5 protein-coding genes are annotated in these 11,500 nt (G+C 60.8%); all 5 read right to left on the bottom strand.

Translation table 11 applies throughout. From position 1 onward, the window contains the following. Window positions 1-4: 4 nt before the first annotated feature. The gene (locus CXQ89_RS12160) at window positions 5-721 is read right to left on the bottom strand and encodes an NTP transferase domain-containing protein (RefSeq protein ID WP_104161370.1); all 717 of its coding nucleotides are present in this window, start codon (window positions 719-721) and stop codon (window positions 5-7) included. Window positions 722-966: 245 nt separating this feature from the next. Further along, entirely contained in the window at window positions 967-3,990 is a 3,024-nt protein-coding gene (locus CXQ89_RS12165) for a CDP-glycerol glycerophosphotransferase family protein (RefSeq protein WP_181032307.1), read from the bottom strand. Continuing rightward, window positions 3,987-6,740: a CDP-glycerol glycerophosphotransferase family protein gene (locus CXQ89_RS12170; RefSeq protein WP_104161372.1), complete on the bottom strand. Its 2,754-nt coding sequence runs from the start codon at window positions 6,738-6,740 to the stop codon at window positions 3,987-3,989. Before CXQ89_RS12170 ends, CXQ89_RS12165 begins: the two co-directional genes overlap by 4 nt. After that, on the bottom strand, window positions 6,733-9,885 hold the full coding sequence (locus tag CXQ89_RS12175) for a CDP-glycerol glycerophosphotransferase family protein (RefSeq protein WP_181032308.1): 3,153 nt from the start codon (window positions 9,883-9,885) through the stop codon (window positions 6,733-6,735). The genes CXQ89_RS12170 and CXQ89_RS12175 overlap by 8 nt, the downstream gene beginning before the upstream one ends. 705 nt (window positions 9,886-10,590) lie before the next feature. Continuing rightward, window positions 10,591-11,298 carry a hypothetical protein gene (locus tag CXQ89_RS12180; protein ID WP_181032309.1) on the bottom strand — a complete coding sequence of 236 codons (708 nt, stop codon included), beginning with the start codon at window positions 11,296-11,298 and terminating at the stop codon, window positions 10,591-10,593. Window positions 11,299-11,500 lie beyond the last annotated feature (202 nt).

Genomic DNA, 11,500 nt, shown 5'->3' on the forward strand with positions numbered 1-11,500 from the left:
AGAATTACTTTGAAGAAGGCTCAGCGATCAGCATTTTTTCGTTGGCACGCACCAAATCTTCCGCGAAATCTACTTCGACAGCGTAATAATCGCTGATATCCACGGGTATATAACGGGACCCGTCAAGAGAGATGGTTGCCTCTATGCCGCCCTCGAAGTACTCTTGGTCGTCAACCTCAGTTAGACGTGCAATGAGAACGTCTTTGTCAGCCGACGACACGTAATTAATCCCGATCGCTTCGCCCAAGGCATTCTGGGTGCTCTTCGACAGATTGTTGATGAATCCATCATTGCCAACGGTGTATTTGACTTCTTCGTCTGAAACTGAAGAAGTGTCCACCGCGATAAACGATTTATCGGCTTCGATCCAGCCGCGGAGGTGTTCCAGCATCTCGGGATCAAAGACCACATCACCGTTCATCCACAGCACTCCACCTTCGTGAGAGTTCTTCAGCGCTTTGAGTAGACTCTTGGATGTGTTTGTCTGATCGAAAACTTCATTGTAAACGAATGACGCATCCGGGACATGTTCCATAATTTGTTCAAGTTTATAGCCAACCACGATTGTCAACCGTAGCTTTTCCCCGAATGTGGCCTCAAGATTTTCCACCTGCTGGGTCATGATGGTTCGTCCATCGTCCAAAGGGGTGAGCGGCTTTGGATGTGGGCGCGCGAGCCGAGTGCCCATGCCCGCTGCGAGAATCACGGTTTGTAAAGTCATTTCGTTCCTGTCGTCCAAGTAGTAAGGAGCGGGAACAAGCCTGACGATGGGCATCCGATGCTGTCTGGGTGCGCCAAAGCAAAAATCATCAGCATCGATATACCATGCTTACCCCTAATCCAACGTATCAACCATGAGCATCATAGAGGAATTTCTATGTACATCTAGGAATTACTCGCTTCATGTGCCCTCGAGTTTCGGGATACGCAGGATGATTCCCAGTACCGAAAACGGGCCGCAGGGCGTCACCACGTACTCCTGGAGCTTTTTTTACTCGTGGAACAACTGGACGCCACTCGGTTCTCCTGCTCCTCCCAGACGGCTTCCACCACACGGAGTGCGGCAGCGGCGTCGTCGAAATGGGCGTACCTGTGCATGAATTCCCTGTAGAGACTTGCATATGGTTCCTCGTTCGCCTCGTCTGAAAGAATAGTTCCCGCCAGCTCCTCAGTGCTGTCCACCAACGGTCCGGGCGCCTGTGCTTCAAAATCAAAATAGAAGCCGCGCTCCGAATCGCGGTAGTGGGCTAGGTCCGGCGTCAGAAAGTACATCGGTTTGCAGGTCACGCAGAAATCGAACATGGCCGAGGAGTAGTCGGTGACCAGCAGATCCGCCGCCAGATAAAGATCGTTTACGTCTGGATATGTAGTGACGTCAGTGTAAAGGCTCTGCGAGGTGGTCTTCCGCCGGCCAGCAATCTTGTGATGCCCCCGGTAGAGCAGCACAAAGCCCAGGCCCAGCCGTTTTGCCGCAAGTTCAAAATCCAGGTACGGATTTGCGGCGGATGCGCGGTCCCGCCAGGTGGGCATATAGAGGAGCACCTTCTGGCCCGCGGCGATTCCCAGGCGGTCCCGAGCGTCTTCCCGGCGCCGGGGCGCTGATTCATCTGCCAGCGCAGCATTGCGCGGGTACCCGAGAACGGCTGTCCGTCCCCGGTATCCGAAGGCAGCCATCAGTGTCTCGGCAGCGAAGTCATTCTGTGCGAGGAGCATGTCCCAGGCTGCCGCCTCGCGTTGCATCAGCTCGCGGTAGGAGGCGGTGCTACCGGCCACTGGCGTGTCCATACCGATGCGTTTGAGCGGTGTTCCGTGCCAGGTCTGCAGATAGAACTGGTTCGGTCGCTTGCGGAAATAGTGCGGGAAGTTGTTGTTGTTGACCAGGTAGCCGGCCGTCGCCAGTAAACGGAACCACTCCGGACTCTCGCGCAGCACCGGTGTGCAGTTCGGCGGAGCCGGCACCGAGAAGTCTGCCACGGTCCAGTACCTGCGCAGGTCAGGCCGCCGGGTGCCCAGGACATCGCTGATGGCACGGCCACTGTCCGAGCAGGACTTGCCGTCAAAAGTTTCAAAAAGCACCGTGCCAGGATCCACTGCCTCCGTCGACCGGCGATAATTCGCGATCAGCCGGCCACGGCCCAGGGCGGTGCGGTCAGCCGGAGGGCGCGGAGCGGAGACCCGCAGCACGAGATCCTGCTCGTTGCCCTCCCCCGCCAGCTCCATGGCCGCCAATGTCCGCTCAGCGCGAAGAGGCAGTTGCCGGAACAGGTGTCCCAGTGCAGGAACCCTGACGTTGCGGACGCGTCCGGCGTCATCGGTCACAGCGTGCAGCACCCGGTAATGCCCGGCTTCCAGCGCATAGTCACCGTGTCCCCATTTGTTCTGCTGGAGCGGTAATTCCGTACGGAAACGATGAGTGTTATCCAGCCAGGTGGTGGACAGCGGACGGACTTCATTCCGCGCTGTCAGCAGCAGCATCTCCGGGAGCGACGGTTCCGGACAGCCCGACTGCTGCCCCACCCGTCCTTCCAGTGTCAGTGTGGTACCGTCCGGGCTAATCTCGGCACTGTTCAGGGTCACACGCACCGGCCGGAGGGCGATCTGCAGGTACCCGTACCCGGTGCACTCGGCCCGCAGGGAAGCCGAGGGATCCGAGACGGAGGCCAGCTCGCGGCCGGAGCCGGCCCAGCCCACGGGTTCGCTCCGGCCGTTGGGAAGGACTGCCTGTACCGTCCAGCGTTTGTCCTTTCCGCCGGCTGTGGCGCCGGAGGCACTCAGGTCAACCGCGAATGACGTGCGGGACGAGTCCGTTGTCCGGAATTCCAACGGCGGCTCTTCGGGCCTTTCAAGATGCACCGCGGACGGTATGACACCGCGTTGGGGATCGAAACTGACAGTGACTATGCTCCCGTCCACCGCGAGCGAGACGGCGCCGCAGGAATACCGCAGGCGTTTGAGCCTCAGGCCGCCGGTACCGTCCATCAAACCGATAATGCGTGTGCGTTCATCCACAAGCGGCCCCACCGGAAGGCGGCGCGGCACAGTGTCTGCGTCCCTGCTCAGGAACAGGCCGGACACGGAGACCCCGCCAAAGCCCACAGTCACTTCCAGCGACCACTCCGCTGCTCCGCCGGACTGCTGGTCCAGACCCGGCAGCACCCGCGGATCCACCGTTGCCGTGAAAGCGGAACCGGCATAGGACATCCAACGGTCCCCCGCCACAGCGTCAACCCGGGAATCATGCCCTCGGCTGACAACAAGCGTCTCCGCCGTCGCGGAACCGGCAGGCCGCAGCCCTATCTCCAAGGTGCACTCAGCCGGGTCGATTCCGGGAAGGTAGGCCCAGCCGCTGAGCTCAAGTAATCCGTCGTCGTTCCAGGAGAAGCGCGTCAACCGAGCCGCCAGCGGCAGGTCCGCCTCGGTCAGGCGGAGCAGCTCGGGGGCAACAGGATTGCTGAGCTGCGCCAGATAGGACGGCTCAGCCGTGAGGCCGCCCGTCTGCCTGGATCCCGGGGAAAGCGGGTAGCCGCGGCCGTTGTCCTGCAGATCCGCAAGCACCAGTAGGACGTCGCTGCGGCGTCCGTGCGCCGTCAGCCACAGAAGCACCCGCTGATGGACGCCCGGCAACGCATGCACGGCCTGCAGCCCGGCGGGAGTCTGCATCGCGCCGGCCACAAATTCCTGCAGGACATCGAACTGGTCCGGTCCACTGTGCTGCACATGGTTCAGGTGGTTCTTCAGCTCCGCCAGCCGCTGTACGTACCAGTTACATGCATCCGCTTCCGGAGCTTCACTGCCGACGACGACGGCGGCAGCGGACACCTGCTCCAACCACCCGCGCAGATCTGTGACACCGGCTTCCGGTTCTGGTGCCGCTGGCAGCTCCGGCGCATGCCAGCCGTCCGCGTCCAACGGCTGTGTGTCGCCCGCAGCCTGGACGGTCCTTCGCTGCAGCTGCTTTACGCCCCGCTTCAGCCACCCCGCGGCTTTCACTCCGCGGCACCCGACAGGCTGGCAGGCGCGTCAAGGGGCAGCTGCTGATCCCACGGACGTGCCAGGTTCTCCACCGCCACGGTAATCCGCTCGCGGGAGCGCGAATCCCAGAAGGGGAACGTCTCCTGAACCCGCTTCTCATACTTTTCTTCACGGACCGGTCCCCCACGAACAATGCGCTCCAGTTCCTGGATCGTGCTGTCCACGTTGTCTGTCACCGGGCCAAAACCGTGCAGGGAGTAATCAAAGTACCCCTTGCGGTACACATGCTTCCCACGGAAAATCTCATCGCCGTCAAACTGCAGGTAAATGAGGTTGCTCCCCGCATAGGCGGCATCAAAGGCAATGGAGGAATGGTCAGTAATCATGGTGTGGGACTTGGTGAGTTCGGCTTGGACGCTCACGTCCCGGTAACGCGCGGGGCGCACAAACTCGGGAAGGTCCAGGTAGGGCACCACGAATTCGAACTCCGGGTGGGGCATGAAGACCACGTCCATATCCTCGTTCGCGCTCAGTTCCTTCAGCTCTGCTGAGCGCAGCAGGGCCATCCAGGTGCCCCCGAAGTCGGTCGCTTCAAAGGCCCGGGCGGCCTCTTCCGGGGTAGCGCAGACTTCAATGACCTTTTTGACGTACTGCCGCCAAGTGGGTGCAATCAGGACCTGGCGGCGTTCCTCCACCGGTGAGGCTAGAGCTGCCTTGCGCAGCGCATCGTACCGGGGCAGCCCAACAAGTTTGGCCTGATGATTGGACAGCCGGTACACGCTGTTGTCGCCGGCGATGGATGTATGCTCTCCGCGGGTTGTTGTGACCATCGCGGCAATATTCTTGCCGTTGATCCACCGGGACATGTCATCCTTGATGACACCGTGCTGGAGGTAGACAAATTTGGCGTTGCCGCTGCCGAAACGCTTGCGACTCACCGGATATTCCACGTTCCAGTTGGCGTGTGAGGAAAGTTTGTAGGAGGCGTTCAACACCAGCAGCACGGATTCGTCCGAGCCGTAGGGAACCAGTTTGAATCCTTCACCCTGTAAACGGTGCCAGTCCGCACAGTCCTGTTCAATCACGAAGAAGGCATTGATCTCAGGGCGGTGCTTCATGAGGTACCGGTACAGGTGCTCGGCATTGTCATCGGCCCGGTCAATCCGGTCCATCAGCAGCCAGGCATCCTGGTACCGCGAGCGCACCGGTTCCGTGGATGCCCTGCGGATCAACGCATGGTCTGCCGCAGCACGCTTTTTGGCGGCGACAGATTTGAGTTGCCGGCGGAGCACCCGGTTTATTGCTAACGCGGCCGTCCGGGAACGGGACTGTCCGGACAGTACCTGCCGGACAGTGAGTCCGGCACGGGCACGCGCGACACGCCGGGACACGCGGCCTCCGCCTACGGTCTTGGCTAGACGACTTTCCTCACGCCCAGCAGCCAGTTGAAGGTAGGGCGCCGGCTCCGGCTTGCGCCCGGGTTGCAGCGGCACTCTGCGGTCCGTAGTGGGAACCGCCTTAACGCCATCAAGCACGATCTCGGTGCTCTCCCCCGCCGGCAAAACAAGGATCCGCTCACGGATCAGGACCTTGCCCAGCACCCGGTGCTCCAACACCTTGGCGGCCACCGGAAGCCGGGAAACGCCGTCCACTACGTATTCTTCCTGCGGCAGGGTCCCCTGGTAGAGGTAGTTATAGGTTGTGACCTGCTGCTCTGGATCGGTTGCCCCCTCCACCACGAGAGGATCACTGTCACGGATGCCCTTGTAGTAGGTGCGGAGAATGTTATGGAAGAGCCAGCCCTGGCTAACCACACTGAAGGAGCTAATGGCCTCCAGATCGATCAGCGCCACAATTCGTTCGAGCAGGCGGTGCATGGTGGCCTGCTGCTGAGGCGTAGCCGACCCGGTGTCGCTGTGCATGCGCTTGTCGTCAATGTAGAACCACACCAGATCGTAAAGCACCATGTACTGCGCCCAGCGCGGAACATGCCCGGCGCTTTGGCACACAGCCTCTAGCATCCCCAGCCAGCCGTGTTCAGGGAGTTCGCGGTAGGCACGGGGATCGCCCCATGTTCCCTGAACCAGTGAGGCACCGCTGCTGCGCTGGCGGCGATAGTAGTAGCTGGCAGATGCCACGAGCCCGACGACAGGACGGTCCACAACTGCCAGATAGCGGCCGATGAGGTTCGCATCCTCAAACTTCGGCCGGATCCGCTCATCAAAGCGCAGGCTATACGCTTCCAGAACCTCCCTGCGCAGGAAGGTGGTTGGCCCGTGCATATGGATGTACTCAGGGTTCAGGTTCAAGTCCACCAACTGATCCCCCAGACGGAACTTCCGGTTCAGCAGATGGCCCTGTGACGTCTTCAATGATGCGTCATTGAATTGGACAAGCCGTCCGGTGAGCATCTGCGCCGACTGCTGGGTGTCCCGGGAGATGAATTCCGAGAGTCGCTGGAAATACTGCGGATGGAATGCGTCATCGGGATCGCAGAACGTAACCCATGTATTGCGGACTAAGTCCAGCCCGGCGTTTCGTGCGGAACCGGGGCCGCCGTTGGTCTTATCGACCAGTCGAACGTTGGCCCGCCCCTCTGCCCACCTTGATACCAGGGCGGCCGACTCATCCGTGGAACCGTCGTTAATCACAACGATGTCCAAGTCATCCACCGGGTAGGTCTGGACCTCCAGGGACTTGAGAAACACCGGAACGTACTCCGCCACGTTGTACAGCGCTACTACGAGTGAAAATTGGCCCTTAGCCACATTGGTCTCCAGTCACGTTCTCAAAATGGGCAGGAACAGCCAGCAAAGCAGCGGCCGCGGCCGCTGCTGACGTGCCGCGATCCGCAGAAGCAAACCGACCGGCAATGGCAGCGGCACCGGAGTCCGGAGCCTTGAGCCCGCGCGCCAAAGCGCGGCCAAGCTCCACAGTGCTCGCGACTGCGGGTGCACGGCGCAGGAATTCTGCAGGCTCCGCATATAGCCCGCGGGACCGTTCATACTCCTCTAGGTCCGGAACCAGGAAGAACAGCGGCCGCTTCAGGACGGCGAAGTCGAACATGGCCGAGGAGTAATCCGTAACCAACGCATCGGAGGCAAGATACAGATCGCTTACTTCCGGGTAATCCGTTACGTCTATAGCGGCTGGATGGTCTTCGATCCACCGCTGGGCGGCAACATTGTGGTGGCCGCGGATCAGGAACGTCCACCCCGGACCCAGCTGCCGGTGAGCTTCGGCCACATCTAGGAAACCGACCCAGTCCGAGCGGCCGTCCCCGTCACGGACACCGTCGCGCCAAGTGGGCGCATACAACACTACTTTCTGGTGCGCCGGAATACCGAGCAGACTGCGGACCCGTTCCCGGGTGCCCGGAAGCCGCAGGGCATCGTTGTGGGGATGCCCTGCGGTGAGCACTTCCCCGGTGTAGCCCAGAGCAGCCGGCAACTTGGTTGCAGCGAAGTCATTCTGTGCCAGGAGCAGGTCCCACCACTGTGTTTCCCGGGCCATCAAATCCCGGTAGGAAAGGGAGAGCGCCCGCTGCGGCACATCCAGTCCAATTTTCTTCAGCGGAGTTCCGTGCCAGGTCTGCAGATAGAACTGGCCCCGCGATTTGCGGAAGTACCAGGGGAAGTTGTTGTTGTTCACCAGCCGCCGGGTAGATGCGAGCTTTCGATACCACTGTTCCGACCCCTGCAGCAGCGGCACCGCATACTCCGGCACGGAAACGGAACGGTCCGCAACAGACCAGTAGAGGGGTTCATCAAACCCGGCGTCGGCAAGGTAATCCGAAATGGCCCGCGGACTGTCAGTGCAGCTTTTCCCGCCGAAACTCTCAAAGAAGATTCCGGGCGTCAACTCCGGAGCCGCGGAGGCACCGAAGACTCCGCGGCGCAGCCGATACTGGTGGAAGGTGCCGGTCTCGTTCCCGGCCAGCGGAGCAGAAATGCTGACAGCCATGGCACCGGCGGCTGTCCGCAGCCCGCGCACCCGAGCCGCCGGCAGCAGCGCGGATGGGAAGGTCCGGACAGCTTCTGCAGAAACCTGTACCGCCGGATCCTGCGGCCCGGCCGCTTCCCCTCCGACGTTCCAGCGCAGGGTATAGGACCCCGAGGGCGGTGCCGGAAGGTTCGTCCCCCAGCGTGTGACGGCCAGCGGGAACCGTAGCCTCAGCCCCCCGTCGGGCAGTGAAAGAACGTGGCTGGCGGGAATCCTGAAGCGGGAAGTCACCAGCGCATAGGCTGCCCCGGCCGGGGCGCCGGCCAGCACCAGTTCCAGGATGTTGGCGTCGGGGTGGTTGACGTCAGAGTCAGCGCTACCAGGAACAGCGGTAAAAGAGGTGGCGTACGGACCACGGGGCCGGGCCAGGTGCGCTTCGGCCTGCGCTGGCAAAGGCGCGGGTACCGCGACAGTCCGCTCAACGAGATGCCCGTCCACCTCTGCGCGAAGAGTTATCTCAGCGTGCAGCGGCTTTTCCAGTCGAAGATTAAAGGCGGCATCCGCGTAGCTGCAGTTGCGGTCCCCGGAGAACACATCAAGCTCGGGGTTCGTGACACGCTGCAGCTGAATCGTCTCGAAGCCCTGCACGCCGCGGACACCAGCAGAAAGTTGCACGGCTGTGCGGCGCAGGTCGACGTTGCGCAGGTAGGCGTAGCCGCTGACGGTGGCAGCGCCGTCGTCCCCTGTCACCGGCGGTTCCAGCCCGGTTACCAGTTCAAGACGGTCGGGACGGACTTCCAGGAGCCCGCGCTCTACGGGGGCGGCTAGCACCTGTAACAGAGGCGGTTCAGCGAAGATGCGGCCGTTGTCGAAGAGGAGAGGACTCTCTGTGCCATTGTTGATCCGGTCCACCACGGCACGCCGGATGTCCTCCCGCCGGCCGTCCGCGGTCAACTGCAGCAACACACGCGCCTGCGGATCAATGTCCGGAAGATGCTGCTCTCCTGCGGCGTAAATGCAGCTGATGCCTTCCCTCAGCAGGTGCCAGAAGTCCTCGGAAACATCAGGCACCTGTTCGATGTACGGGATCAGATCACTTCCCAGCAGCCGCCGGTACCAGCGGGATACGACAGCCTGCGGCGCTTCCGCCTCGAAGAGCGCCGTAACATCGCGGGCCACGGACAGTCGGTCCCGGAGATCCTCGAGTAGGTATTTGGCCTGGGTGATCGAGGAGCCGTCCTCCCTGATCCGCCACCAGTAGACAACTTCGGACAGGACGTCGAAAGAGGCAGCCCGCAGATACGCGCGCGCAGTGGTTTCCTGGTCCTCATACCGGATGTTCTCTGGAATATCACCCACCTGCCGGTCCCAGAAGTCCCGGCGGAAGACCTTGTTCCAGAGGAACACGTCGTCAACAACAGCCGGGTGGTCCGCCACGCTGATCCGCAGCCGTTCCCGGGCATGGATGCCCTCGGCCAGGCGGACCGGAGTTCTTTTGCTTCCACGGATCCTGCTGTACGAGCCCACGCAGAAATCGGATCCCGTCCGGGCAAGTGTTGCCATCATCCGCGCATAGGCGTCTGGGGGGACGACGTCGTCGGCGTCGGCAAAGGTGAGGAAGTCGCCGCTGGCGGCAGCAATCGCGGCGTTCCGCGCCCGCCCGTTGCCGCCGTGCGGCAGCTCTATAATGCGGATCCGCCGGTCGTACCGCGCATATCCAGCGGCCAGGGCCACGGATTCATCTGTGGAGCCGTCATCCACGATCAGGATTTCCAGATTTGCATAGCTCTGGTTCACCAGGCTGTTCAGGCAGCGCTCGAGATAAGGCGCCACGTTATACATGGGCAGAACCACGCTCAGCACTCCAAAGGCGGGCTTGCGGGCGCGGCCCAGCGTGCGGCGGAATCGGGCTTTCAGCGCCGGATGAACTTCCGATCCAGCCTTCGAGAGCCCTCTGGCAAATCTGTTCATGCCGCAGCTCGCAAACATCGCTTGGCGTCAGTATTCACCTTCACAGGATGGACCGACTTTGCCAGGATGACCGCGAGCTGCGGCATGTCGGCACCACAGGAGATTCACGGGTTTTGATTGTATTGACGGCCGGCTCGATTGACGTTTTTATACCCGAGCTACGAGCAGTACAAGGGCCATTGCTTCCAAGGCCGTGGCCACGGTGAAGGGGCGGGCGGCAAACGGTCACACAAATCCAATTCCCGGTGTCAATTCCGACATTTTGTCGGATTGCTGATGTCTCCTCGTGGTGGCCCACAGGAACGTCCTCTTTGGGCAGCCATCGGTTAGGCACCTTTTTCTGCGCCCGTACCTTCGCGATGGTTTCCGTCTCCAAAGTGATACCGTTTCCGTGCTGGCCCTGAGGTTCCGCCCCTGACAGAATCAATTCCCCGATTCCCCCCGGTCGGTTTGGACAGTAGGAAGCCTACCGCAAGCCACCACAGCCGAGCCGACCTGTCTGGATGAGGGAACGGTAAGCGCACGTATGACGGCCGGTGATCTCGCCGTCATACGGTTACTGAGCACACCACTCTTCTGAGCAGGATCCCGGACACATTTGATAGTGTTCCGCCCCCTAGGAGGCTCGGAACACCCTGCCAGGTTAAGACGCGACGCCCGCAATGGCCGCGCGCGCTCTAGGTTGGGGCACTCCCTATCGCATTGCTAGGACCTGAACAGAGTCAGCGCCTCATGAAGGTGATATTCGAACTCCGCATTTGTCACCGCTCCATGGCCTGGGACTTTCCCTTCGTACTGGACAAAACGTTTGCGCCCCGACCGGTCATACCCCGATGCTTCGCTAACACCATAAATTGCCTTAAAGGGGTCGTAATGCTCCGTTACGTGAGAAGGATCGCTGCTGCTGACCATGTAGTACACGAAGTTGTTCGGCAGCCTTTGCTGGTAGTGACGCACCATATCAAAGCGCTCAGGAAATGCCTGCAGGAGTTGGGGCATATCCCACCCCTTCCAGGCAGTCTCGAAATACTGCTCCACGACGTGCGGAATATATCGTGCAAGGATCGTTTGGGGCGCTTGAACAAAAGCCATGGAATTTGGAATCATTGCAGATGCTCGCAGCGCCGCAAAGCCGCCCCCTGAGCCACCAACGAAGATGACGCGCTTGGCTCCCGACTTACCCATCACCTTATTAATGACTTTCATCATGTCGTGAAGAGGGTCCCAGCCCGGTCCACCCAAGTACCAAGACAGCAGCATCTTCCTCTCCTCATCAAGGAGCAGGCTTGGATCTGCAAAGGCTATTAAGGCCGGAGCAGTTTTCCGGAGTGAGGCCACCCTCTCGAAACGTGGATAGACGTTTTTCTCCCTACGATTAGCGCCGTGCAGGGCGATAAACAGTTCTTCGCTCATGGAAGCTTGCACGAAGAAATCTAGAGTGAGGCCATTTCGGAGCGGGACTGTGTGCACCGCGCGAACTTGCCCGTCCACACGTATAGTGTTTATGCCCCTCTGCCACACCTGGGGAACTCCGAAAAATTCGTGGTGCCCCTCTTTCAAACCCGTTTTCTCATTGATCGAGAACGTCATATCGCCCCGCACTATTTCATCCGAT

This window comes from Arthrobacter sp. ZGTC212 (genome assembly GCF_002929255.1).
Lineage (GTDB): Bacteria > Actinomycetota > Actinomycetes > Actinomycetales > Micrococcaceae > Arthrobacter_B > Arthrobacter_B sunyaminii.

Coding starts and splice junctions, on each gene's coding strand:
- CXQ89_RS12160 (WP_104161370.1), bottom strand. CDS start 721: ATGACTTTACAAACCGTGATTCTCGCAGCGGGCATGGGCACTCGGCTC.
- CXQ89_RS12175 (WP_181032308.1), bottom strand. CDS start 9,885: ATGAACAGATTTGCCAGAGGGCTCTCGAAGGCTGGATCGGAAGTTCAT.
- CXQ89_RS12180 (WP_181032309.1), bottom strand. CDS start 11,298: ATGAGCGAAGAACTGTTTATCGCCCTGCACGGCGCTAATCGTAGGGAG.